Annotated in this window: 26 protein-coding genes and 1 riboswitch; of the genes, 11 read left to right on the top strand and 15 right to left on the bottom strand. The window is 65.1% G+C overall.

What is annotated here, in order from left to right:
- Positions 1 to 5: 5 nt before the first annotated feature.
- Genes DDA93_RS06685 through DDA93_RS06700 form a run of 4 tightly spaced genes read right to left on the bottom strand, consistent with a single transcriptional unit; the run spans position 6 to position 3,478 of the window.
- Positions 6 to 1,109: a Gfo/Idh/MocA family oxidoreductase gene (locus tag DDA93_RS06685; RefSeq protein WP_019483301.1), complete on the bottom strand. Its 1,104-nt coding sequence runs from the start codon at positions 1,107 to 1,109 to the stop codon at positions 6 to 8.
- On the bottom strand, positions 1,106 to 1,843 hold the full coding sequence (locus tag DDA93_RS06690; RefSeq protein ID WP_019483300.1) for a sugar phosphate isomerase/epimerase: 738 nt from the start codon (positions 1,841 to 1,843) through the stop codon (positions 1,106 to 1,108). Before DDA93_RS06690 ends, DDA93_RS06685 begins: the two co-directional genes overlap by 4 nt.
- 28 nt (positions 1,844 to 1,871) lie before the next feature.
- Complete coding sequence (locus tag DDA93_RS06695; protein WP_019483299.1) at positions 1,872 to 3,032, bottom strand: Gfo/Idh/MocA family oxidoreductase; 1,161 nt, start codon at positions 3,030 to 3,032, stop codon at positions 1,872 to 1,874.
- A complete protein-coding gene (locus DDA93_RS06700; RefSeq protein ID WP_024476243.1) occupies positions 3,029 to 3,478 on the bottom strand; it encodes a TIM barrel protein in 450 nt (149 codons plus the stop codon). The genes DDA93_RS06695 and DDA93_RS06700 overlap by 4 nt, the downstream gene beginning before the upstream one ends.
- 125 nt (positions 3,479 to 3,603) lie before the next feature.
- On the opposite strand from DDA93_RS06700, the gene DDA93_RS06705 reads away from it, so the two are divergent.
- The 3 genes from DDA93_RS06705 (at position 3,604) to DDA93_RS06715 (ending at position 6,482) form a co-directional block, all read left to right on the top strand.
- Positions 3,604 to 4,806: an ROK family transcriptional regulator gene (locus DDA93_RS06705; RefSeq protein ID WP_116778387.1), complete on the top strand. Its 1,203-nt coding sequence runs from the start codon at positions 3,604 to 3,606 to the stop codon at positions 4,804 to 4,806.
- A gap of 95 nt (positions 4,807 to 4,901) precedes the next feature.
- Positions 4,902 to 5,465, top strand: coding sequence for an orotate phosphoribosyltransferase (gene pyrE / locus DDA93_RS06710; RefSeq protein ID WP_019483296.1), 564 nt, complete (start codon positions 4,902 to 4,904; stop codon positions 5,463 to 5,465).
- 15 nt (positions 5,466 to 5,480) lie between these two features.
- A complete protein-coding gene (locus DDA93_RS06715; protein WP_019483295.1) occupies positions 5,481 to 6,482 on the top strand; it encodes a thioesterase domain-containing protein in 1,002 nt (333 codons plus the stop codon).
- Here DDA93_RS06715 and DDA93_RS06720 read toward each other — a convergent pair.
- A complete protein-coding gene (locus tag DDA93_RS06720; protein ID WP_019483294.1) occupies positions 6,476 to 7,210 on the bottom strand; it encodes a tyrosine-protein phosphatase in 735 nt (244 codons plus the stop codon). The two genes, DDA93_RS06715 and DDA93_RS06720, sit on opposite strands and share 7 nt — an antisense overlap.
- Positions 7,211 to 7,213: 3 nt before the next feature.
- A complete protein-coding gene (locus DDA93_RS06725; protein WP_019483293.1) occupies positions 7,214 to 7,993 on the bottom strand; it encodes an HAD-IIA family hydrolase in 780 nt (259 codons plus the stop codon).
- A gap of 63 nt (positions 7,994 to 8,056) precedes the next feature.
- On the opposite strand from DDA93_RS06725, the gene DDA93_RS06730 reads away from it, so the two are divergent.
- The 3 genes from DDA93_RS06730 (at position 8,057) to DDA93_RS06740 (ending at position 10,320) form a co-directional block, all read left to right on the top strand.
- Positions 8,057 to 8,692 (top strand): TrmH family RNA methyltransferase, encoded by a 636-nt coding sequence (locus DDA93_RS06730; protein ID WP_019483292.1) that lies wholly within the window; start codon positions 8,057 to 8,059, stop codon positions 8,690 to 8,692.
- A 187-nt stretch (positions 8,693 to 8,879) separates the two neighbouring features.
- Positions 8,880 to 9,899 carry a class II fructose-bisphosphate aldolase gene (gene fbaA, locus DDA93_RS06735; RefSeq protein ID WP_019483291.1) on the top strand — a complete coding sequence of 340 codons (1,020 nt, stop codon included), beginning with the start codon at positions 8,880 to 8,882 and terminating at the stop codon, positions 9,897 to 9,899.
- A gap of 1 nt (position 9,900) precedes the next feature.
- Complete coding sequence (locus DDA93_RS06740; RefSeq protein ID WP_019483290.1) at positions 9,901 to 10,320, top strand: DUF3151 domain-containing protein; 420 nt, start codon at positions 9,901 to 9,903, stop codon at positions 10,318 to 10,320.
- A 10-nt stretch (positions 10,321 to 10,330) separates the two neighbouring features.
- Here the strand turns inward: DDA93_RS06740 and DDA93_RS06745 are convergent, their stop codons facing one another.
- Entirely contained in the window at positions 10,331 to 10,933 is a 603-nt protein-coding gene (locus DDA93_RS06745) for a hypothetical protein (RefSeq protein ID WP_035747412.1), read from the bottom strand.
- 47 nt (positions 10,934 to 10,980) lie between these two features.
- Between DDA93_RS06745 and DDA93_RS06750 the strand changes: the two genes are divergently transcribed.
- The 4 genes from DDA93_RS06750 to DDA93_RS06765 all read left to right on the top strand — a co-directional run bounded on the left by DDA93_RS06750 (position 10,981) and on the right by DDA93_RS06765 (position 13,569).
- The gene (locus tag DDA93_RS06750; protein ID WP_019483288.1) at positions 10,981 to 11,367 is read left to right on the top strand and encodes a DoxX family protein; all 387 of its coding nucleotides are present in this window, start codon (positions 10,981 to 10,983) and stop codon (positions 11,365 to 11,367) included.
- Between the two features lie 230 nt (positions 11,368 to 11,597).
- Positions 11,598 to 12,884, top strand: coding sequence for an adenylosuccinate synthase (locus DDA93_RS06755; protein ID WP_024476241.1), 1,287 nt, complete (start codon positions 11,598 to 11,600; stop codon positions 12,882 to 12,884).
- Between the two features lie 8 nt (positions 12,885 to 12,892).
- Positions 12,893 to 13,159 (top strand): DUF3253 domain-containing protein, encoded by a 267-nt coding sequence (locus tag DDA93_RS06760; protein ID WP_019483286.1) that lies wholly within the window; start codon positions 12,893 to 12,895, stop codon positions 13,157 to 13,159.
- Positions 13,160 to 13,308: 149 nt separating this feature from the next.
- Entirely contained in the window at positions 13,309 to 13,569 is a 261-nt protein-coding gene (locus DDA93_RS06765; RefSeq protein WP_019483285.1) for an EAL domain-containing protein, read from the top strand.
- Between the two features lie 17 nt (positions 13,570 to 13,586).
- On the opposite strand, the gene DDA93_RS06770 is transcribed toward DDA93_RS06765, so the two are convergent.
- Positions 13,587 to 14,363, bottom strand: a complete 777-nt coding sequence (locus DDA93_RS06770) for a SurA N-terminal domain-containing protein (RefSeq protein WP_024476240.1) — start codon at positions 14,361 to 14,363, stop codon at positions 13,587 to 13,589.
- A 112-nt stretch (positions 14,364 to 14,475) separates the two neighbouring features.
- On the bottom strand, positions 14,476 to 14,970 hold the full coding sequence (locus tag DDA93_RS06775; RefSeq protein ID WP_116778359.1) for a DUF427 domain-containing protein: 495 nt from the start codon (positions 14,968 to 14,970) through the stop codon (positions 14,476 to 14,478).
- Positions 14,971 to 15,042: 72 nt separating this feature from the next.
- Between DDA93_RS06775 and DDA93_RS06780 the strand changes: the two genes are divergently transcribed.
- Complete coding sequence (locus tag DDA93_RS06780; protein ID WP_019483282.1) at positions 15,043 to 15,849, top strand: carbon-nitrogen hydrolase family protein; 807 nt, start codon at positions 15,043 to 15,045, stop codon at positions 15,847 to 15,849.
- A gap of 69 nt (positions 15,850 to 15,918) precedes the next feature.
- On the opposite strand, the gene DDA93_RS06785 is transcribed toward DDA93_RS06780, so the two are convergent.
- The 6 genes from DDA93_RS06785 to DDA93_RS06810 all read right to left on the bottom strand — a co-directional run bounded on the left by DDA93_RS06785 (position 15,919) and on the right by DDA93_RS06810 (position 22,990).
- Positions 15,919 to 16,422, bottom strand: coding sequence for a CoA-binding protein (locus tag DDA93_RS06785; protein ID WP_024476239.1), 504 nt, complete (start codon positions 16,420 to 16,422; stop codon positions 15,919 to 15,921).
- Positions 16,419 to 17,750, bottom strand: coding sequence for an O-acetylhomoserine aminocarboxypropyltransferase/cysteine synthase family protein (locus DDA93_RS06790; RefSeq protein WP_024476238.1), 1,332 nt, complete (start codon positions 17,748 to 17,750; stop codon positions 16,419 to 16,421). The genes DDA93_RS06785 and DDA93_RS06790 overlap by 4 nt, the downstream gene beginning before the upstream one ends.
- Positions 17,750 to 18,895 carry a dimethylsulfone monooxygenase SfnG gene (gene sfnG / locus DDA93_RS06795; protein WP_116778360.1) on the bottom strand — a complete coding sequence of 382 codons (1,146 nt, stop codon included), beginning with the start codon at positions 18,893 to 18,895 and terminating at the stop codon, positions 17,750 to 17,752. Before sfnG ends, DDA93_RS06790 begins: the two co-directional genes overlap by 1 nt.
- A 6-nt stretch (positions 18,896 to 18,901) precedes the next feature.
- A riboswitch (SAM riboswitch) is annotated at positions 18,902 to 19,006 on the bottom strand.
- Positions 19,007 to 19,092: 86 nt separating this feature from the next.
- Positions 19,093 to 21,045, bottom strand: coding sequence for an acetate--CoA ligase (gene acs, locus DDA93_RS06800; protein ID WP_050994969.1), 1,953 nt, complete (start codon positions 21,043 to 21,045; stop codon positions 19,093 to 19,095).
- Complete coding sequence (locus DDA93_RS06805) at positions 21,036 to 21,950, bottom strand: ABC transporter permease (protein WP_019483277.1); 915 nt, start codon at positions 21,948 to 21,950, stop codon at positions 21,036 to 21,038. Before DDA93_RS06805 ends, acs begins: the two co-directional genes overlap by 10 nt.
- Positions 21,947 to 22,990 (bottom strand): aliphatic sulfonate ABC transporter substrate-binding protein, encoded by a 1,044-nt coding sequence (locus DDA93_RS06810; protein ID WP_019483276.1) that lies wholly within the window; start codon positions 22,988 to 22,990, stop codon positions 21,947 to 21,949. The genes DDA93_RS06805 and DDA93_RS06810 overlap by 4 nt, the downstream gene beginning before the upstream one ends.
- Positions 22,991 to 23,097: the final 107 nt, after the last annotated feature.

A 23,097-nucleotide genomic window follows, 5' to 3' on the forward strand; every position in this document is an offset into this window, starting at 1 on the left:
GTCTCCTAGGAAAGGGTGAGCTGGGACGGGTCCCAGTCCTCGGGAAGGGGATCGAGTGCTGCGGCGGAACTGGTCACCGGCACGAATGCTCCGGTGTCGACTGATTCGGCAATCGCCACCATCGCATCGAGAATGTGGAAACCGGTTGAGCCCTGCGCGCGGTGAGGTACGCCTGCCCGGATAGCCCGTGCCATGTCCAGCACGCCGGAACCACGGCCGAATACCGACCCGACGGCGGGTATGGTCTCCCAATCATCGGCACCGTGCCGGTGCAACCGGACCTCCCCGTGGAACTCGTTCGGGTCGGGGAAAGCGATGGTGGCATCGGTCCCGGTGATTTCGACGAAACCCGTTCGGGGCCTGGGGGAGTCGAAACTGAAGATACTCTGCGACGACCGGCCGCCGTCGAACTCTGCCAGGGCACTGACATGGGTGGGCACGGACACCCTAAACGATTCACCCGCCTTGGGCCCCGAGCCGATGACCCGGGTGTCCCGCGCGCGGGAGCCGAGGGCCGCGACCCGCCGGATGGACCCGAACGCCTGCACCAGGGCGGTCAGATAGTAGGGGCCGATGTCGAAAAGGGGCCCTGCCCCCGCCTGGAACAGGAAGGCAGGATTGGGATGCCATGATTCCGGGCCCGGGGACTGCATCAGGGTGAGGGCGGTCAACGGCGTGCCGATATCGCCGCGCCGGATGGTGCGCAGCCCAGTCTGGAGCCCCGCGCCGAGGAAGGTGTCGGGGGCGCATCCCAGCCGGACTCCCGCTGCTTCGGCCGCGGCCAGTAGCTCGGCTCCGGAGGCGCGGTCGAGGGAGAACGGCTTCTCGGACCAGACATGCTTTCCGGCCGCGACGGCGGCAAGGGCCACCGGCACGTGGGCGGCGGGGGTCGTCAGGTTGACGATAATTTCCACGTCCGGGTGAGACAGGGCAGCTTCAACCCCACCCGCCGCTGCCACGCCGAACTCGGCGGCGCGGGTGCGCGCGGCATCCTCAAAGAGATCGGCGACGATGTGAACGTGGAGGTCGGGGAAAGCGGTGAGGTTGGTCAGGTATTCCTTGCTGATCACCCCGGCGCCGATCACGCCGACGCCGACAGGGCCCCTCATGCGCCGGTCCGGGCAAGCAGGAACCGGCGGCTCTCCTCAATGGCGGTGAAAAGGTCCCCGGCGCTGTCGTCGAGTTCGACCACTGCCGTTTCGACTGTCGACGACGCGGCCAGGACCCCCTCGATGTCCATCCGTCCGGCGCCGACTGCCACCTGGGATTTGTTGTCCTGGTCGACTGCACCGTCCTTGATATGGATGAGCCGGACCCGGTCACCGAGGCGTCCCAGCAGGGCCGCCGGATCCTGCCCGCCGACCGCCACCCAATAGGTGTCCACTTCCAGGACTACCGACTGATGCAGGTTTTCGGCCAGTACCTCAAGACCAGTGCGGCCATCAAAATCGGTCTCTATTTCGAACCAGTGGTTGTGGTAGCCCACGCGCAACCCATACTCCGCGGCGAGCGTCGCAGCCTCATTGAGCTGCGCGGCCGTGGCGGCGATGTCGGCAACCGATGTCCAACGGTCGGGGTGCACATAAGGATCGATCACGGTGCGCATCCCGAGGGTGCGGGCCGCCTCGAAGATCCTTGCCTGGTCGGTTGAGAGCAGTGGTGCGTGCCCGGAGGGTGCCGAAAGGTGGTTCCGTTTCAGGGCTGCAGCCAGCGGAGCCGGATCCGCGGCGAAGTTGTACGGCTCGACGTTGGTGAAACCCATCGCCGCGATCCGGTCAATGGTGCCATCGAGGTCCGCTTCGAGGGCGTCGCGGACGGTGTAGAGCTGGACGGACAGTTCCATAGGTTTCTCCTGCGTGCAATAGATCGTCTCAGGCGGGTGCGACGGCGGCGCCCGCCTGGGCGGCGCTGGCCTCCACTGCGGCCAGTACCCGCTGGGTTGCCAATCCGTCCTCGAACGACGGCGTCGTCGGTGTGCCCGAGTTGATCGCTGTGAGGAAGTCGGCTGCCTGGCTGGTGAAGGTGTGGTCCCAGCCGAGGGTGTGCCCGGCGGGCCACCAAGCTCCAAGGTACGGGTGGGATGGCTCGGTGACCAGTATTTTGCTGTACCCCTGCAACTCTGCCGGTGTGCCGCTGTCGAAGTACTGCAACTCGTTCAGGTGCTCCAAATCGAAGCGCAGCCCACCCCGGGAACCATAGATCTCAATCTGCAGCGAGTTCTTGCGCCCCGTCGCGAACCGCGAGACTTCAAGGCTGGCGACCGCCCCGGAGGCGAGTCGCAGGGTGGCCCAGGCGGCGTCGTCGACGGTTACCTGTTCGGGGCCGGCCGGGCCGGGACGCTCCGCCACGAACGTATTGACCGTGCCGGACACGCTCGCCACCGGGTCATCGAGCAGGAAGGCCACCTGATCAACAGCATGCGATGCCAGGTCGCCCAGGGCACCGGAACCGGCCGATGCCTTGCGCAGACGCCAGCTCATGGCGGCCCGCTCGTCGGCTAGCCAGTCCTGCAGGTAACTCACGCGAATCTGACGGACGTCCCCCACCCGCCCGTCAGAAATCAGGGTCCGCGCCAGGGCGAGCGCGGGAAGTCGTCGATAGTTGAAGCCGACCATCGACTGGACGCCGCGGGACCGGGCTGCCACAGCCGCTGCGACCATCAGCTCGGCTTCGGCAACCGAGTTGGCGAGCGGCTTCTCGACGATGACGTGTTTGCCTGCCTCCAACGCGGCGATCGCCAGTTCGGCGTGCAGGTGGCCGGGGGTGCAGATGTCGACAATGTGGATATCGTCGCGCTCCAGCACTTCCCGCCAGTCGGTGGAGCTTTCGGCCCAGCCGAATCGGGTGGCGGCGTCGGCGACGTGACCGGCGTCCCGACCAACCAGGAGCTGCTGGGTCACGCGAGGGGTCGGATAAAAAGCGTTCACATTGCGCCAGGCGTTCGAGTGCGCCTTCCCCATGAAGGAGTAGCCGAGAACGGCCACCCCGAGCGTGCCGGGCACGGCAGCTGCTGCCGAGGCGGGGGTGGTCATCGGTGGTCTCCTTGAGGCAGGGGCGTAGCGGTCCTGGGCGGCGTGATCGAGCGCAGGAAGGCGAGGCCGTCTTGGGCTAGCCGGTCCTGGGACTCGGCGAGGGGCCGCCAGATGGAGGCGGCGATGGCAATGCTGGCGTTGTGCGAGGTGAAACTCTCAATATTCAGTGGACCCTCGTAGCCCACCGTATCGAGGGCTTCGAGGATGCCGGTCCAGTCGGTCTGGTCGCCGCCGGGGGCACCACGGTCATTGCCGCAGACCTGGACGTGCACCAGGTGTTCTCCGGCACTGATGATGGCGGCCGCAGACGAACGATCCTCGATGTTCAGGTGGAGGGAGACATCTTTCAGCACCTCAATACCAAAGAAACTCTTGGACAGTCCGGAGACACTTAGCACCGTCGAGGTGCTGTCCCGAGACTCTGAGGGGAAGACATCGTTATCCACCAGCCCACTGTGACATGGAACTTATACTTTTGTCGAGCATCATTCAAAAGTAGGCCGTTGTACATGAATTAGTGGAATGTGAGACACGCCGAAGTTCCGCGTGGTTTACTGAAACTGTGTTGAAGATTGAGTCCGAAAAGCAGGCCCGAACCTCGGCTTTACCTGCTCCTGGTGCCAGCGAGGTGTTCCAGCTCCTCCGCGATGGGCAGCCGCGGACCCGGGCGGAACTGGCTCAGCTCACCGGGCTGGCCCGGTCAACCGTCGCTTCACGGGTGGAGACGCTGATGACCCTCGGGTTGGTCGCCCCGTACGGGGGTGCCGTGTCGACCGGCGGCAGGCCGCCGTCGTTGTTCGCCCTCAACCCCGGGGCACGGGTGGTGATCGGCGCCGATCTGGGCGCCACCCACGCCCTGGTAATCCTGACGGACCTCTCCGGAACAGAACTAGCCAGCGCACGCCAGTCCATGACCATCTCCGACGGGCCAGAGACGGTGCTGGGCTGGTTGGTGGCAGCGATCGGTACCCTGCTGCGGGAGGCAAAGCGGTCCAGCTCCGAACTGGCAGCGATCGGCATTGGGTTGCCCGGGCCGGTGGAGCACGAGACGGGCAGGCCTATCAACCCGCCGATCATGCCGGGCTGGGACCGGTTCGACGTGCCGGGGCTGGTGCAACGCAGCTTCAACGTGCCGGTGCTCGTCGACAACGACGTCAACATCATGGCCCTCGGCGAGCTGAGCGGTAACTGGCCGGACACCACCGATCTGATGTTCATCAAGGTGGCCACCGGTATCGGCGCCGGGATCATTTCAGGATCAATGCTGCAGCGCGGTGCGCAGGGCACGGCCGGGGACCTCGGCCACGTCCGGGTCCCACGCGGTGGTGAGATTCCGTGCCGCTGCGGAAACACGGGGTGCCTCGAAGCCCTGGCCGGCGGGCCCGCGCTCGCGGCAGCATTGAACGCACTTACCGGGGGTGAACTGACTTCCAGTCAAGGGGTGATCGACCTGGTGCGTTCGGGCGACCGCGACGCCATCCAGGTGATCCGCCAGGCGGGCCGCGACATCGGCGATGTGCTGGCCACCTGCGTGAACCTCATCAACCCATCGGTGGTCGTGATCGGTGGGAGCCTGGCGCAGGCGGGCGAGCACCTGCTGGCCGGGATCCGCGAAGTGGTCTACCGGCGTTCCCTGCCTTTGGCCACTGAGCACCTGCGGATTGTGCCATCGGTTGCCGGGCAGAATGCTGGTGTCCGGGGTGCCTCGGTGATGGCCATTTCCCACGTCCTGTCGCCGGAATCAATCGAAACCGCGAGCCTGAGCGCCCCCTGACAGGTTTAGGCATGCCAGGGGAAAGGCACTTGGCGTCCGGTCACACTGACTGGGACCTGGCATCTCCGGTACCGAAAGACATTAGGATTGCAACCATGACCGCCGATAGCACCGCCCGCGTCCGCCTGCGTGAACTGATCCAGGAACTGGCCATCGTGCACGAGAAAGTGACGCTGTCCAGCGGCAAGGAAGCCGACTATTACATTGACCTTCGCCGGATCACCCTGCACCACGAAGCATCCCAACTGGTGGGGCAGGTCATGCTGGAGTTGCTCGACGACGCCGGAATCGCCTTCGAGAGCGCCGGCGGCCTGACCATGGGAGCTGACCCGGTGGCCACCGCCGTGATGCACGCCGCGGCCCGCGACAACCGTGGCATTGACGCGTTCGTGGTGCGCAAAACCCAGAAGACTCACGGCATGGCCCGCCAGGTGGAGGGCCCGGACATTACTGGCCGGTCCGTCGTCGTGCTCGAAGACACCTCCACCACCGGTGGGTCAGCGTTGACCGCTGTCGAGGGTGTCCGGCGGGCTGGTGGCAAGGTGCAGGCAGTGGCGGTGATCGTCGACCGCGACACCGGGTCGAAGGAACGCATCGAGTCTGAGGCAGGGGTGCCGTACCTCTACGCTTTCGGCAAAGACGAGCTCGGTCTGGGGTAACACCCCCGACTACCTATGACTGAGGACGCCGAACGGCTGCTTCGCTACGCGCACGGGATCAAGGGCATGTCCCGCCGCTCTTTCCTGGTCGGCTCCGGGTTCGGCCTCACCCTCGCCGCCGACCTGTTCCTGACAAGGAGGATCCAGGAGGAACGGGAGGAGCTGCAGCTCCTCCCGGTTGAGGATGAGGAGGCGGCGCGGCGGTTCCCCCGAACCCGATGGATCATCTTCCCCGGGTACAAAACGAGTTGGGAAGAGGGCGGCTGGATCGCCAACTCCCTTCGACCGGCCCTCGCGCAGCGCGGACAGATTTCAGTCATGGGGTACTCGAACCGTGGGCTGAATATCACCAACATTGTTGCCGCACTGAACCGCTATGTACGGATCTTCCAGGTCGAAACCCTCTACTTCTATGGGCACAGTTTTGGTGGGATGGTAGCCATCGAGGTGGCGTCGCAGCTGCGTGAGTTGGGGATCAACGTGAAGCTGATCATCCTCGACTCCAGTCCGCATTCCCGCACCGATGTGCTGGACCAGGCGGTGTTCGAGGGTGTGGTGCGCCTCTACGACGCCGGATACCGGGTGCCTACCGTATTGAGGGGCGGATACGAGCTGGGAGAGCGGATCGTCAACAAGAACGAACGCAGCTGGCAGCAGGTCATGAACCAGACCCTCGAGCAACTGTCTCCGCTGGCGCCGTCGAGTTTGCTGATCCAGTCACAGTCGTCGTACATCTACCACTACAACGTCACCCGGTTCCAGGGCACCCTGGGGGATACCCAGATTGCCTTCATCGGCAACCCCAATGACAACACCGTGAACTACACGACGACCCGGCCGGGATGGGCTGAAGCGTTCCCGGACAACCTGGTGTCTGCTGACTACGTCACCGAGGGTGCGCTCCCAGCCCACGCGAGCCCGCAGTGGAACCCCTTGATCTATCAGGGCATTGTGGTGGCGCTGCAGGAGGAGTTCCTGCCGCTCCCACGTGGCGGGTCGCTGCGAACCGTCTACTGACCGTTGAGTGTCTTCCGCAGTCGCGTCAGATCGTGGCGGTCCATGCCAGCTCCCGTCAGGAAAGCGTCAACGGTCCCGTATTCGCGGCGCAGCCCGTCGATGAACGTGGCCATGGCTGCAGCCGGGGAGGTGAGGATTACCGGCGGGTTGTCGAACGACATCCGTTGCGAACCGGATGGGGCGTTCCCCAGCCAGAGCTTCGCCAGTGCTGGCAGGATTTCGGGCAGGGCGCCCGTGGTGTGGGCGTAGTCCTGGATGATCAACTCGTCGGACACCCCGGCGACCAGGAGGACGACGGCGGTGATCACGCCCGTCCGGTCCTTACCTGCCGCACAGTGCACCAGCGTGGTGCGGCCCGCCACGATCGGTTCGAGGGCGCTGACCACCGCTCCCGGGCGGCTATGCAGCCAACCGACGTAGTAATTCCCCAGGTCCTCGGCGGTCAACAAGCCCATGGTCGATGCGGGGTTGGCCTCGGAGGGGTCGAGCGGTGCGGCGACGACGTCGATCCCGGCGTCGGCGGCGACCAGCCAGGGCACCATCCCCGCCTCACGTTCGCTGCGCAGGTCGACGATTGTCTCGATGCCCCGGCCGGCAAGGAACTCCATCGTCGCGACGAGGTCCCAGTCAAAGGGCTGGCTGGAACGGAACACCCGGCCCGGCGCGGGCGCCCTCGGATCGGAGGCGGTGAGTTGAGCGATGTCGCGCAGGTTCAGGATTCCCGCCACTGCCTACACCTGGTCGATCAGGTCGGCCACCGACTCCAGGATCTGGGCGGGACGGAACGGGTAGGCGTCGATGTCGGCGCGCTGGGTGATCCCGGTCAGCACCAGGACGGTGTGCAGTCCGGCCTCCATCCCCGCGATGATGTCGGTGTCCATCCGGTCGCCGATCATGGCGGTGGTTTCCGAGTGGGCGTCGATCTGGTTCATCGCCGACCGGAACATCATGGGATTAGGCTTGCCCACAATATAGGGGACACGACTGGTGGCGGCGGTAATCAGCGCCGCCACGGCGCCGGTGGCAGGAAGCGGCCCTTCCTTGGATGGCCCGGTCACATCCGGGTTGGTAGCGATGAACCGTGCGCCGCCTTCCACCAACCGGATCGCCTTGGTGATGGCTTCGAACGAATAGGTGCGGGTTTCACCCAGCACCACATAGTCGGGGTGCTGATCGGTGAGCACGAAACCCGCGTTGTGCAACGCCGTCGTCAATCCGGCTTCGCCGATGACGTAGGCGCGTCCACCCGGCAGCTGCTCCTTGAGGAACTGGGCCGTGGCGAGGGCCGACGTCCACAGGTTCTCCTCGGGAATTTCCAGGCCCGAGGCTTTGAGCCGCGCCGCCAGATCCCTGGGTGTGTAGATGGAGTTGTTGGTCAGCACCAAAAACCGTTTGGAGGTGGCCACCCAACGGTCAAGTAGATCGGCCGCGCCTGGGATGGCCTGGTTCTCGTGAACGAGAACACCGTCCATGTCCGTCAGCCAGCATTCGATGTGTTCGTTCTCGCGCATGTGATCTCTCCCTGCCGTCCGGGCGGTGCTATCGGTCCCAGTCTTTCACCTTAGGCTGGGAGCGTGAAAGAAAATCCCGAAATTCCGCTCATTCCGGTAGGTGTCGGGCCCTGGGAGGGTCAGTTGCCGGCGGGCAGCCAGTGGGACCCCGAACTGCTGGCGGCAGGTGACACCCGCAACGTCGTCGATCAGTACCGCTACTGGACGCACGACGCAATCGTCGCCGACCTCGATTCCCGCCGTCACAACTTCCACGTGGCGATTGAGAACTGGCAGCACGACCTGAACATCGGTTCCGTGGTGCGTACCGCCAACGCCTTCATGGCCAAGGAAGTCCATATCATCGGACGACGACGCTGGAACCGTCGGGGTGCCATGGTCACCGACCGCTACCAGCACGTGCGACACCACCCGACCGTCGAGGAATTTGTTGCCTGGGCCAGCGGCGAGGGACTACGGATCATCGGGATCGACAACTTCCCGGACTCGGTGCCGCTGGAAACCTACGAGTTGCCGGAGAACTGTGTGCTGGTTTTCGGCCAGGAGGGACCGGGTCTGACCCCGGAAGTCCACGCCGCCGCCGATGCCACCCTGTCCATTGCCCAGTTCGGTTCAACGAGGTCCATCAACGCGTCGGCGGCTGCGGCGATCGCGATGCACGGGTGGGTTCGCCGGCACGTGTTCGGTCAGGGCGTCTAGCCTGGTCAGGTGAGGCCGTTTAGCGTGGTGCGGGGCCAGAAACGGCCCCCGCCGTCAGGTTTGGCGGTTGCAAGCGGCAAACCTGACCCTCCGGGTCGTTTCTGCCGAACGAGCAGTCGAATAGGATGGAATGAGCGGTCCGTTACCCATCCCGCCTGTCTAATACGCATTCCACAGAGGAGTCCTTATGCCTATCGCAACACCTGAGATCTATTCGGAAATGATCGACCGTGCCAAGGCCGGGGGCTTCGCATATCCGGCCGTCAACGTCACCTCTTCCCAGACCCTCAACGCCGCAATGCGGGGGTTCGCCGAGGCCGGATCCGACGGCATTGTGCAGGTCTCCACCGGCGGAGCAGCGTACTGGTCCGGTGCGTCGGTCAAGGACATGGTGGTGGGATCCCTGGGATTCGCAGCCTTCGCCCACGAGGTGGCCAAGAAGTATGACGTGAATATTGCGCTGCACACCGACCATTGCCCCAAGGACAAACTGGACGCATTCGTCCTCCCCCTCCTTGCCGCATCGGAAGAGGCAGTCAAGCGCGGCGGCAACCCACTCTTCCAGTCCCACATGTGGGACGGTTCAGCGGAAACCCTTGAAGAGAACCTGCGGATCGCCAAAGACATCCTGCCCCGCGCGGCGGCTGCCAAGATCATCCTCGAGGTCGAGATCGGCACTGTCGGCGGTGAAGAGGATGGCGTCGAAAACGCCATCAACGACAAGCTGTACACCACTGTCGAAGACGCACTGGCCACCGTTGAGGCCCTGGGCTCCGGCGAACACGGCCGTTACCTCACAGCGCTGACCTTCGGCAACGTCCACGGCGTGTACAAGCCCGGCGGCGTGAAGCTCCGCCCCGAAATCCTCAAGGACATCCAGGATCAGATCGGCGCCAAGCTGGGCAAGGACAAGCCCTTCGACCTGGTGTTCCACGGCGGATCCGGTTCCTCAGCCCAGGAAATCTCCGACGCTGTCTCCTACGGCGTCATCAAGATGAATATCGACACCGACACGCAGTACGCATTCACCCGACCCGTGGTGGACCACATGCTGAAGAACTACGACGGCGTGCTGAAGGTCGACAACGAGGTTGGCAACAAGAAGGTCTACGACCCACGGGTGTGGGGCGCCGCAGCCGAGGCCGGTCTTGCAGCCCGCGTGGTCGAGGCCGCAGCATCACTGGGATCCGCCGGGAAGAAGCTCTAGCATGTCGGACGAATTCCGCCGCAACCTCCTCGGCCCCGAGCCCACCCTCCTCCCCGAGGAAACGGACCTGGGTGCACGCCTCGACGCCGGCGACGAGGCGGTAGACCTCGCCGCCAAGTACCCGACGTCGTCGTTGGTGTGGGCCATCCTCGCGGATGAGGCCTACGCCGAGGGGCGCACCATCGAGTCCTACGCGTACGCCCGAACCGGGTACCACCGCGGCCTCGATGCGCTGCGGCGGAACGGATGGCGGGGCACCGGCCCGGTCCCGTACTCGCACGAACCCAACCGCGGGTTCCTCCGCTCGCTGTACGCGCTGGGCAGGGCTGCGGCCTCCATCGGAGAGATGGACGAGGCGGAGCGCATTGCCAAGTTCCTCGGCGAATCCGATCCGGAAGCCAGCAGGCAGCTCGGCAACTGAAGGTGAAAAACTAGGTTGACGGTCGCTTGATGCTGGTCACCACGGTGACCAGCATCGGCGCGGCCGGGGCGGAGCTGAACCCGAACCGCACCGGTGGGGACAGCCGGGCGAGTGCGCCCTGGTCCCTGCCGTGCCAGCGCACCGACGCGGCCGCAATTTTCACCGCCGCCGTCACCCCGTAATACTCGGTGCGGCCGTTGCCCGCCGAACCCGCCGTCTGCACCCCCGGCATCACAAGACCGGCCACCGGGTTGATCAGGCTGAGCCAGCGCGGTGACGTTGCTACCCGGGCGGGAACGAGGCTGAGCAGCCGACCGAGCCCTGTCACGCCGCCAAGGTCGGCGGTCAGTTCGAGCGGCGCCGCTGACACCGTCAGCCGATGCTCGTCGAGTGTGGAGACCACGTCCACCACCTGAATCTGATCGAACGTGTAGGTAGCGCTGACGTAGTCCGCGACGGCCTGGTTCGGCGCGAGCAGGGTGCGCCGGCCGCCGTCGTCCTCCACCATGACGTCGGTAAAGGCGCCCAGCGGCGAATCCGCCCACAGGCCAACGACCAACCGGATTCCGGCGGCGGTACCAACTCCCGCAATGTTGCCAACAAATCGATCCATGATCATATTCTCCCCTCCCGGTGCGCCCCAGGTGGCATCATGAGCCTATGCAGACGAACCGGATGGAACTGGTGTGGGTGGCGCTCGCCGCCGTGCTCGCGTTCTTCTTTGTCCGGGCCGGGATCGAGAAGGTCATGGGGGACCCCGCCGCGCTGCTCCCGTTCCAGGAATCCGGGCTTCCCGGCTGGACTGTCTACCTGACCGCTGCCGGCGAATTCATCGGGAGTGCTGCCCTATTCGTTCCCAGGGTGCGCACCCCGGGAGCGTTGCTGCTCGTTCTTGTCATGACCGGCGCCGCGGTGACGAACATCGTCAACGGTGACGTGGGGTACCTGTGGACCAACGTGCTGCTGGGCGCCGGTGCCATGGTGCTGGCCTGGCAGGGGCGAAGCCACCTGCTGAACCCACTCCGGCGGGACAATCGTCCGGGCTGAGGAGCTCGAGGCTTCCGGGACCCAGAACAGGTCAAGAAGTCGGTTGTGGATGCCGCTGCCGGAGCCGGGTAATCATCAAGCCGAGCGTCAACGGGATCTGTTGCTAAACTTGGGTGGTAAGAGCCCCAGATCTCTTGCCGCAATGCACTGAGGTCTTGGGGCATTCTCATGCACTTCTGGCGGCATCGGCACGGTGTCCGGATGCCGCCGCAACGATGGGGGAGGATCCCATGCCAGCGATCGTTATTGTCGGAGCCCAGTGGGGCGACGAAGGTAAAGGCAAAGCAACAGACCTACTCGGCGGGCGGGTTGACTACGTCGTCAAGCCAAACGGCGGGAACAACGCGGGGCACACCGTCGTCGTCGGCGGTGAAAAGTACGAGCTGAAGCTCCTTCCCGCAGGCATCCTGAGCCCCAACGCGGTCCCCATCATCGGCAACGGCTGCGTCATCAACCTTGAGGCACTCTTCGAGGAGATCGAGGGGCTCGAGGCGCGCGGCGCCGACACGTCCAAGTTGCGTATTTCGGCGAACGCGCACCTGGTCGCTCCGTATCACCAGGTGTTGGACAAGGTCACTGAACGGTTCCTGGGCAAGCGGGCCATCGGCACCACCGGGCGCGGCATCGGTCCCGCCTACATGGACAAGGTGGCACGGCTGGGGATCCGGGTCCAGGACGTCTTCGATGAGTCGATCCTGCGGCAGAAGGTTGAAGGCTCACTCGCCCAGAAGAATGAACTCCTGGTCAAGGTGTACAACCGGCGTGACGTGGAGGTGGAGGAAGTGGTCGAGTATTTCCTCGGCTTCGCCGAGCGCCTCCGGCCGCTGGTCATCGATTCCACCTATGTGCTGAATGAGGCGCTCGACGCCGGCAAGGTGGTGCTCATGGAAGGCGGCCAGGCCACGTTCCTGGACGTAGACCACGGCACCTACCCGTTCGTGACCTCGTCGAACCCCACCGCGGGTGGCGCATCGGTCGGCTCGGGGATTGGCCCTACCCGGATCAGCCGCGCAGTGGGCATCATCAAGGCCTACACCACGCGCGTCGGCGCCGGTCCCTTCCCCACCGAACTCTTCGACGACATGGGCATGTACCTGCAGACGAAGGGCGGCGAGTTCGGTGTCAACACCGGGCGGCCACGCCGCTGCGGTTGGTACGACGCCGTCCTGGCCCGCCATGCGGCCCGCGTCAACGGCTTCACCGACTACTTCGTGACGAAGCTTGACGTGCTCACCGGGATCGAGCGGATCCCGGTTTGCGTGGCGTACGACGTCGACGGCGTCCGGCACGATGAGATGCCGATGACCCAGACCGATTTCCACCACGCCAAACCCATCTTCGAGTACTTCGAGGGCTGGACCGAGGACATTACCACCGCGCGGACTATCGATGACCTGCCCGATAATGCGCAGGTGTACGTTCGGGCGCTGGAGAAGATGTCAGGTGCCCGGTTCTCGGCCATCGGCGTGGGTCCAGACCGGGACCAGACCATCGTCATCAACGACCTGATCGGTTAGGGAACCGGTTGGGCCCCGCTGGCGACGACACCGGTCGGCTGCTTGAGGACGCCATTCGGCGGCTCCTCGACGAGCGGGCCCCCGAGGCGACGATCTGCCCGTCGGAGGCTGCCCGCGCAGTATCCGACGGGCAGTGGCGGGACCTGATGGAGGCGTCCCGGGACGCTGCCAAGCGGTTAGTTGCCGCCGGTGAGGTGGAGATTACGCAGGGCGGAGCGGTCATCGATCCGTCCACCAGCAAGGGGCCGATCCGGATTCGGCGCCGTCGCGCCTAAACGCTTACATTTCGGTCCGCCTCGCCGACAGTTCAGTGAGGAGCCGACAACCACCCGAATCCAGGTCGTCGCCCACACAACTTTTGAGGGGCGGAAATGGCGCCGACGGCGTTTTCTGAGCGAGCCTTTCCCGCTCACCGGCGGCAGCCGTGAGCGCCGCCGGGCTGGACTATCAGGCGCTCTTCGATCATGCCCCCTGCGGGTACCTGCTGGCCCACGCCGTCGGGATCAAGGCGGTAGCCGAGGGCGTCGAAACCGAGGGGCAGCGTGAGGCCCTGATCGGGCTCGCCTGCGACCTGGCCCAGGGATATCACTACGCCCGGCCACTTCCAGCCGACGAACTGGCGTCATGGTTCGCGATGGAATCCCCTGACCGGACGCCGGTCAGTCCCGGTGCCGCAGCCCTCTAGCTGCGGCACCACCTGCCTTAGAGGTTGATCGTGATGTCAGCTTCCTCGCGGAGGCTGGATACCAGGGACTCCGCTGCGGCGGATTCCTTCTGGGTCTGGAGCTGCTCCTCGAGAGCTGGCCGTGCTTCCTCGAACGGGGGAACCTCGGTCTCTTCGCCGCTCTGGGCGTTCTGCTCTTCCTGCTGGGCCACTGCCTCGTCGTAGGCGGTGGTGAGCTCCTCCTCGGAGGGTGCGGAGTCCCCAGCCTCTTCCTGGATGAGCTGTTCCACCTGGACCTGGGTGGCGAGCTGGTCGTTGACTGTCGCCTCGTCCATGCCCTGCTCGGCGAGCGCTGCGTAGAACTCCTCGGCCGAACCAAGCTGGTTGGCTGCTACGAGCTCATCGAGTGCTGCGGTAGTTGCTTCGTCGCTTGCCTCAATCCCCCGTTCGTCAGCTTCCTGAACCAGCAGTTCGGTGCCGATCATTCCCTCGATGGTCTGGGTTTTGAGCTCATCCTGGTCGACTGCTTCCCCTGACATCTGAGACTGGATTGCGGCCTGCTCGTACTGGGCGGTGTAGACCGATTCGAAGTCCGCCTTCAGGATCTCGGTGCCGTTGACCAGCGCCACGACGTCAGGCACGCCTTCCAGATCGGCGTCGGCAACTTCGGGGGCCGCTTCGGGCGCTGCGCTCTCATTGGCGGGGGCCTGCGACGTCTCGGATCCCGACTCGCTGCCGTCTTCGGGGGTGCCGCACGCGGACACCACCGAGACAATTCCGGCCAAGGCAATACTCAGTAAAAACTTCTTCCGCACAATATTCTCCTGCCAGATAGATAACCAACCTGCGAAGGTATCAGTCCTCTATGAGCGTTAGCTGGGCGTCACCGTTCGACGGCGGGGTCGCACTGTCGGGACTGGGCCCGGACTACCAGCCCCAAGTGCCGGGGGCGCCTTTGAAAGGCCCGACGATGCGGCTGGTGATCCAGCCGCCGTAGAAGTCGCCCTCCTGCGCCTTGACCACTTCACCGTCAATAAGACAGCGGTCCATTGCTCCCGGATAAATCGCTACCCGGGTTTGCAGTGCCTCGAAGCCGGGGGTGGGGGTTGGGTAGGTCCACCCGGCGCGGGGTGCGCGGTGCTGCCCGCTGACGACGTCGTAATACGCTGCCATCCCCTTGTACTCACACAACGATGAGCCCTCCACGCGAGCCAGGGCGCCGGCGACGAAGTCGCCCATCGGAACGTAGTACACCGGGGGGTGGCTGGTTTCCAGGACCCGGACCGAATCGGTGCTGTCGGCGATCACCATACCGCCGAACTCAATCAGCACCCGCTCGGTGGTGGGCTCCAGCCGTGGCGGTCGCGGGTAGTCCCACACTGATTCCTGGCCGGGGCCGGGGACGATAGGTTGCAGTGTCATAACCCAACAATAAGACGTTCAGGCATTCGGTAGGCTGTGAGGGCACCTATTTCATGACTGAAAGCGGCGACGATGAAGATCAGCGTTGGGCAGTTCCGACCGGGCGGTAGCGTCTCGGACAACCTCAAGACCATGCGTGGGCTTGCCGAACAAGCGCGTTCCGAAGGGTCCGAGCTGATCGTCTTCCCCGAGGAATCCATGTTCTCCATCGGGAAGGTGGAGGGTTCGCTGGCGGCTGCCGTCGACGAAAACTGGTCGACCTTCGTGCAGCAGCTGTCCTTCATCGCCGTCGAGCTCGGCATAGCCATTGTTGCTGGCGGGTATGAGGGGAGCGGCGAGGACCGCCCCTACAACACGCTGGTCCTGGTGGATGCCACGGGAAAGATTGTCGACACCTACCGCAAACTTCACCTCTACGACGCTTTCAGCTATCAGGAGTCCACCCGGATCAAACCCGGCGACGGCGGCATCAAGGTGGTCACGATCGGTGACCTGTCAGTGGGGCTCATGACCTGCTACGACATCCGCTTCCCGGAACAGGCACGTGCGCTCGCCGACCGCGGGGCGGATCTGATCCTGGTGCCGGCCGCCTGGTTCAAGGGCGATCACAAGGTGGATCATTGGGAAACCCTGCTGAAGGCCCGCGCCATCGAGAACACCGTCTGGATCGCGGCAGCCGGGACCTCGAGCGGGCATACCATCGGGCACTCGGCGATCCTCGACCCCATGGGAATCCCGCAGGTCTTCCTCACCGACGAGGAAGAGGGAGTGGTCACCACCAACGTGTCACGCCGACGGATCGCCGACGTCCGCGAGTTCCTGCCCGTGCTCAAGAACCGCCGATTCGCGCGCAACGAGGAAATCGTCGAGTCCCACTAGCCCAGCCACCCTGCCCCCCAACCAACGGGACTCGATGGGGTGTGGGATGGGGCTAGATGATGGGTGGGGCTAGGCGGTAACCTGCCGCTTCGACGAAATCACTCCGGTGTTGAAGCCAGCCAGGTTGAGTCCACCGTGGAACCGCGCGTGCTCAATCTTGATGCAGCGGTCCATCACCACGTTCAGGCCCGCCTCCTCGGCGTCGTGCGCAACGTCCTCATGCCAGGACCCCAACTGCAGCCATAGTGTTTTCGCGCCAACAGCCTTCGTCTCCTCAAGGACACTGGGCAGATCATCGTGCTTCCGGAACACGTCGACGATGTCGGGGACCTCCGGTAGGTCGGCCAGGGACGCGTACACGGGCTGCCCCAGAATCTCCTTCGCCACCGGGTTCACGAAGTACAAGCGGTAGGGCGACGACGACTGCAGGTAGGTGGCCACGAAGTACGACGCGCGGGACGGCTTATCCGACGCCCCAATGATCGCCACCGACTTGGCGTGACGCAGGAGCGAGAGTCGTTCAGGGGCGGACGGGCCCTCCCAGGTCCGTACCGTTTCCAGATTGGCGCTCATGCGGTGGCTCCCTCGTGCGGAGTAGATGTTGAGCCCTGCGAGGTTGCAGTGGCAAGGTCCAGTGCCTGGTCGATGTCCCACAGGATATCGTCCAGGTCCTCGAGTCCGATCGAAATCCTGACCAGGTCCTCGGGGATGCCGGCCGTGACCAGCTGCTCGGCGGACAGCTGCTGGTGCGTGGTCGAGCCGGGGTGGATGACCAGGGTGCGCGCATCGCCCACGTTGGCCAGGTGTGAGGCCAGCTGCAGCGACTCAATAAACTTCTGCCCTGCCGCCCTGCCCCCTTTCACCCCAAAACTGAAGACCGACCCGGGCCCTTGGGGCAGGTACTTGGCGGCCCGCTCGAAATGCCGGTGCGAGGGGAGGCCCGCGAAGTTCACGTACTCCACCCGAGGGTCGTTCTCCAGCCACTCGGCGACCGCTTGGGCGTTGGACAGGTGTTCGTCCATCCGCTGGGCCAGGGTTTCCACGCCCTGCAGCAGCTGGAAGGCTGACATGGGGGAGAGGGACGGCCCGATGTCCCGCAGCTGCTCGGTGCGCAGCTTGGTCAGGAAGCCGTACTCGCCGAAGTTGGCCCACCACTGGATATTGCCGTAGGACGGGACCGGTTCGGTCATGGTGGGGAACCGGCCGTTACCCCAGTTGAAGGTTCCGGCCTCGACGACGACGCCGCCCAGGGTGGTCCCGTGCCCGCCGATGAACTTGGTGGCGGAGTGGATCACAATGTCGGCGCCGTGCTCGATGGGCCGGATCAGGTAGGGGGTGCTCAGGGTGGAGTCGATGATCAGCGGCACACCGGCGTCGTGGGCGATCTTCGCTAGCCCCTGGATGTCGGCGATTTCACCCGAGGGGTTCGCGATCACCTCCGCGTAGACGGCCTTCGTGTTGTCCTGGATGGCCGCAGCATAGTCAGCGGGATCCGTGCCGGGGACGAAGGTGGTGTCAATGCCGAACCGGCGCAGGGTCACATCGAGTTGGGTGACCGTGCCGCCGTAGAGCTGCGACGCGGCGACAATATGATCCCCGGCCTGGCAGAGGGCCGCGAACGTGATGAATTCGGCGCTCATGCCCGACGCCGTCGCGACCGCCCCGATGCCACCCTCCAGGGACGCGATCCGCTCCTCGAACGCGGCGACCGTAGGGTTGCCGATCCGCGAATAAATGTTGCCGTACTTTTGGAGCGCGAAGAGGTTGGCGGCGTCGTTCGTGTCCTTGAACACGAACGAGGTCGTCTGGTAGATGGGTACCGCTCGGGCGCCGTGGGCCGAGTCGGGGGTGCCACCCGCGTGAAGAGCGCGTGTACGGAAACCGAAGCTGCGATCAGCCATCAGACACCTGCCTTAATCTGGTTGTCAACATTGAAATCTAGGCCCTCTTTACGGGCGAGGTCCGCTTCGAGTTCGCGGACGATGGGGAGGATGTCTTTGCCGAAGGCTTCGACCTCCTCCTGGAAGTGGAGGTAGCAGGTCAGCATCAGGTTCACGCCGATTTTCTTGTACTCGATGATCCGCTCGGCGATCTGCTCGGGGGTGCCGATCAGCTGGGTCTTGAAGCCGTCGTTGTACTGGATCAGGTCCTCGAAGGACGAGTCCGCCCACATGCCCTTGCCATCCTTGGTCGAGGCCCCGGCTTCCTGCACTGCGCCCCGGAACCCCTCCACCGCCGGTTTGTGGGCCTTGGCCACGATCTCGCGGAGCGTCTCGCGGGCTTCCTTCTCGGTATCGCGGGCAATCACAAAACCGTTGAGCCCGTACCGGGGGTCGCGGCCGACGTCGGCCGCTGAGGCCTGCACGCCGGCGATATTCTCCTTGAATCCCTCGAGGTCCTTGCCGTTGGAAAAGTACCAGTCGGCCACCCGGCCAGCAGTGGCCTGCGCCGCCGTCGAGTTCCCGCCGAAGAAGATTTCCGGGTGTGGACGCCCGGGCACGTCGACGGGCGGCGGGTTGAGGGTGAAATCGGTAATGTTGTAATACTTGCCGGCCTGGGAGAAGTTCTGCTCGGTCCAGAGGCCGCGGAGGATCCTGATGAACTCTTCGGTGCGGACGTAGCGCTCGTCGTGCTCCAGCCACGGCAGCCCGAACCCGGTGAACTCACTCTTCAGCCAGCCGGACACAATGTTCACCGCCGCCCGACCACCGGAGATGTGGTCAGCGGTGATGATGAACTTCGCCAGGACTCCGGGCTGCCACATGCCGGGGTGGACGGCGGCGATCACCTTCAGCTTTTCGGTCGCACCGAGCAGCGCCAGGGAGAACGACGTGGCCTCATGCTGCTTGTCGGCGCCGTACGACGCCGCATACCGGGTTTGCGAGAGGGCGTACTCGAAGCCGGCGTCCTCCGCGATGCGGGCCAGCTTCTTGTTGTACTCGAAGTCCCAGCTGGTGCGCTGCTCAATGGTGGAGACCACCAGGCCGCCGCTCACATTGGGCACCCAGTACGCGAACTTCAGGGGTTGGGAAAGGTCAATAGCCATAGTGGTCCTCCATCGTGCCTGGCATTAGCACCCTAATGTCACTGCCGTGGGCAGTGGCCAGGGTTGCTGCGGTGTCAATGAGCCAGATCTCTCAACCGCTCGGGATGGTCCCCACCAGTGTGACAGTCCTCTCACGGTCGACCAACATTGTTGCTCTCCGTTGCGGGTTGTCCCTCCGGTGGGGTTTACAGGCGGGGTCACGGTGACGCCCTTGCGGCCAGTGCGGCAGCGATGCCGGGCACGCACGCCTCGTTCTGCAGGGAAGTGGTGTCACCCAGCGTTGTGTTCTCGAACAGTTGCGTCAGGAGTCGGCGCATGATCTTGCCGGACCGGGTCTTCGGGACGTCCGCGACGACGACGACGGCGGCCGGCTTGGCGATCGGCCCGATCACCGCCGCGACGTGGTCCCGCAAGACCCGGCTCACCTCCTCCGCCGCGTGCGCGCCGGCCCCGTGGGACGCAGCCAGCACCACGAAGGCGGCAATCGCATGGCCGGTCCGCGGATCGGAGACCGGACAGACGCCGGCCTCGACCACCCACGGGTGAGCAACCAGGGCCGATTCAATCTCGATGGTCGAGAGCCGGTGGCCTGACACGTTGAGCACATCGTCGACCCGGCCGAGGATCCAGGTGTCGCCGTCGTCGTCGTTCCTGGCCCCATCACCGGCCAGGAACCAGCCCTGGGCGGCGAACTTTCGCCAGTAGGAATCCAGGTAGCGCTGCGGGTCGCCCCAGACGGTGCGCGCCATCGCCGGTCCGGTGCGGTCCACGACGATCAGGCCCTGCTCACCGGTGGGTACCGGGTTTCCGGCGTCGTCGACAATCCGGGTGCTCACGCCGGGGAGGGCGCGGGAGGCAGAACCGGGCTTGAACGAGGGGTCAGTGGGGCGGGGAGAGAGGATGGTGGCGCCGGTTTCTGACTGCCACCAGGTGTCGACGACCGGTGCGGTGCCAGCCCCGAGGTGCTCCCTGAACCAGCGCCAGGCCTCGGGGTTGGTGGCCTCACCGACGGTGCCGAGGAGACGGATCGAGGACAGGTCGTAGCTGGCAGGCACGCCGTCCGGGAACCAGCCCATCAGCGACCGGATCAGGGTGGGGGCCGTGTAATAGCTGGTCACCTTGTAACGCTGGATGATCTCGAAGTGCCGCCCCGGATGTGGGGTGTTGGGAGTGCCCTCGAAGATCACCTGGGTGGCGCCGTTGGAGAGCGGACCGTAGATCTCGTAGGTATGGGCGGTCACCCAGGCAAGGTCGGCGGTGCACCAGTGGACGTCCTGGTCCCGCTGCGACGGATCGGGGTTGCTGAACAGGTAGTCGAAACTCCACGACGCCTGGGTCAGGTACCCACCGGAGGTGTGCACCAGGCCTTTGGGCTTACCCGTGGTGCCGGAGGTGTACATGATGAACAGGGGAGTCTCGGCGTCGAACGCCTCGGCAGCGTGATGCGGGGCCGCGGCGCCGACTGCGTCATGCCACCAGACGTCCCGGCCCTCGGTCCACTCGATGTCGCTGCCGGTCCGGCGGATCACCAGAACATGTTCGATGCTGTTGGAACCGGACACGGCCTGATCGGCGTTGGTCTTGACCGGCACCGCTGCGCCGCGCCGGTACTGCCCGTCAGTTGTGACCAACAGTTTGGCGCCGGTGTCCTCAACCCGGAAGCGTAAGGCTTCAGCAGAGAATCCGCCGAACACCAGTGAGTGCACCGCCCCGATTCGCGCGCACGCCAGGGTGACCACAATCGTTTCCACGAGCACGGGTAGGTAGATCACCACGCGGTCGCCCTTGCCGATCCCGAGGTTCAGCAAGGCGTTGGCTGCGCGTGACACCTCCTCCTGCAGGTCCGAGTAGGTGACCGTTCGCTGGTCCCCGGGCTCACCCTCGAAATGCAGTGCGACCTTGCTGCCCAGCCCGGCATCCACGTGCCGATCCACGCAGTTGTGGGCCACGTTGAGGCGGCCCCCCGCGAACCACTCGATCGCCGGGACGGTGAGCTGCCCGTCGGCGCCACCCGATACCGGCCGGGCTGGCTGAAAGCTGTGCGCCGTGGTCCATTCGGCAGCCCAGTCCAGCCGGCGCGCCTGCTGTTCCCAGAACGCCAGGCGGTCCGTCTCGGTCAGGGGGTCGGCCTCCTGAAGGCTCACGCCCATCGCCGGACCGCCCACTTCTCGGCGATCCCCAGGAGGGCATCGGTGGTTTTGCCGATGATCGCCAACAGGATGATCGCCAGGAAGATCCTGTCCACCCGTCCGTTGTTTTGTGAATCACTCAACAGATATCCGAGCCCCAGCGAGGAGGCAATCAGTTCAGCCGCGACCAGGAACAGCCACGCCTGGGCGAGGCCCAACCGGAGACCGGAGAACACTGATGGAATCACGGCCGGGAGTTGCACCGTGGTCAGCAGTTTGAAGCCCTTCAACCCGAACGCCCGGCCGGCCTCCACCAGGTTCCGGTCCACGTGCCGTAGCGCGAGGTACACGGTGGTGAAGACGGGGAAGAAGGCGCCAATGAGGATCAGCGTGATCTTTGAATCCTCGCCGATCTTCATCCACAGGATGAGCAGCGGCACCCAGGCCAGGGACGGGACAGCACGCAAGGCGCCGATGGTGGGAGCGAGCAGCGCGTCCGCGATCCGGGACAGCCCGACGAGTGAGCCGATCGCGAGGCCCAGGGCGGCGCCGAAGGTGAAGCCCAGCAGTACCCGTTGGGTGGAGATGCCGATGTGGGTCCACAGCTCGCCGCGCTGGATCAGTTCGACTGCCGCATTGAGCACCGCCGCGGGCGGCGGCACCTGGACGGCGCTGAACAGGCCGGTGACGGAGTTCAGCTGCCAGACGGTGATGATCAGCCCGGGCAGGATCAGCCCGAGGAGCAGACGCACCCAGCCACGCCGCAGCGGGCCGGTCTGGGACCATCCATGTGCCGGTCCGCCCCGTTCGGGCGGCGGCTGGGTGGCGTCTGCCGTTGCCACGGTGGAGCCGGAGGCTTCCAGGGAAGTCTGGCTCACGCCCGTGACGCTGTTCCCGGTCACGTACGGATTCCCGATGTGGGTCATGAGGAGGCCTCAATCGCCGTGGGATCCGCGTTGCGTACCAGGGAGTCTTCAAAGAGGGTGTCGAGCGCTTCGTCAACCTGTTCCTGGCTGGAGACGTCACCGGATTCGACGAACACCGGACCGATCTTCTCCAGCACAGCCCGCTGCGCGTCACCCGGGATGGGGTCAACGTCCAGGTTGGTGCGGTCGATGATGACCGCGTTGGCGATTTCGACGTCGATCCCTGCCACCTCGGCGAGGATCTTGGCCGTCTCTTCGGGGTTCTCGATGGCCCATTCGCGGGCCTTCTCGTAGGCGTTTACGACGGTCTGGGCCAGCTCGGGACTCTCCGCCAGGAAGTCTTCGGTGGCGTTGAGGAAGCCGTAGGTGTTGAAGTCGATGTCCCTGAAGAACAGGGTGGCCCCATCCTGTTCGGCCGAGGCCATGATCGGGTCGAGGCCCGACCAGGCGTCCACCGATCCGTTGGCGAGGGCGGCCCGGCCGTCGGCGTGCTGCAGGTTCTGCACCGTGACCTCGGAGGGATCGACGCCGCCGGCCTCGAGCGCCTGCAGAAGGAAGAAGTAGGGGTCGGTGCCCTTCGTGGCGGCGATCGATTTGCCCCGCAGGTCCTCGATCTCCTGGATGTCCGAGTCAGCGTTCGTGACCAGCGCCGACCATTCCGGCTGGGAGTAGATGTCGATCGTCTTGATCGGGGAGCCGTTGGATCGGGCGAGCAAGGCAGCGGAACCGGCGGTGGAACCCACGTCGATGGCTCCGGCGCGCAACGCCTCGTTCGCCTTGTTGGACCCGGCGGACTGGATCCAGTTGACGGTGACGTTTTCATCCGCCAACTCGTCCTCCAGCCACCCCTGTTCCTTGATCACCAGGGACAGCGGGTTGTAGGTGGCGAAGTCAATGTTCAGTTCGCCGCCCGCGGGGGCGGCCGCGCCGTCGGCGTCCTCACCGGCCATGCATCCCGTCAAGGCGAGGGAGGCGACGGCGGCCAGTGACGCGGCGCCCAGAAAGGTGCGGCGGGGGTGGGGTGCTGGTTGGCGGTTCATGAGTGTCCTTCGGTGAGACGGGTCGTCTGAGACGAGTTGGGTGAGACGAACAAAAGGGTGGGTACGGTGTGACACAGCGCGCAGGCCGTGCAGGGGTGGGTGAAAAG

Source organism: Arthrobacter sp. Bz4, assembly GCF_003075455.1.
Classification (GTDB): Bacteria; Actinomycetota; Actinomycetes; order Actinomycetales; family Micrococcaceae; genus Arthrobacter_D.